Source organism: Thermomicrobium sp. CFH 73360 (assembly GCF_023806465.1).
Lineage (GTDB): Bacteria > Chloroflexota > Chloroflexia > Thermomicrobiales > Thermomicrobiaceae > Thermomicrobium.
Map to the genome: position 1 here is coordinate 1 of NZ_JAMSLS010000027.1, position 647 is coordinate 647.

The window sequence follows — 647 nt, forward strand, 5'->3', positions numbered from 1 at the left end:
TTCCTCCCCGCCCGCTCCGTCACCACCCGCGCCAATTCCCCCGCCCGCTGGTTCCGCTCCGCCATCTGCTGCACTAACTCCGTCGCCCGCTGCAACGCCCGCCCCTGCTCCTGCGCCGCCTTCGCCACCGCCTGAATCGTCTGACTCATCTCCTCTACAGCCGTCGACGCCGCACTCACCTGCTCCGCCTGCCTCGCCGACCCCTGCGCCACGTCCTGCACCGTCCGCGCCACCGCCGTCGTCGCATCCGCGATCTGCGCCGAAAGCACCTGCGCCTGGCTGCCCGCACCGTGCACCTGCCCAACCGCTATCCGTACCTGCCCCACCAGCTGCGACAACCCCTCGAGCGCCCGCCCGAAGGTCTCGCCCACCACCCCCAAGCGCTCCAGCATGCGGTCAAACGCCTGGGCCATCCGCGCCAGCTCGTCACGACCACGGACCCCAAGCGGCTCGGTTGTCACCACAAAACGAGCCGTCAGATCCCCGGCCGCTAACTGCCCCAGCGCCGCCTCCAGCGCAGCAAACTCCTCCTCCGCCAGCCGCTCACTCGCCCGCGCCACCGCACTCACCGTCCGTAACACCGGCCGCAGGACCAGAAAGCCCACGACAAACGCCACCACCGCCAGCCCCGCCGCCCCTACCATCGC

General features: G+C 70.9%; 1 protein-coding gene. It reads right to left on the reverse strand.

The genetic code is table 11. The features are described from left to right. Positions 1–647 (reverse strand): HAMP domain-containing protein (locus NET03_RS13365; protein ID WP_252129383.1); only part of this gene is annotated, 647 nt, incomplete at both ends.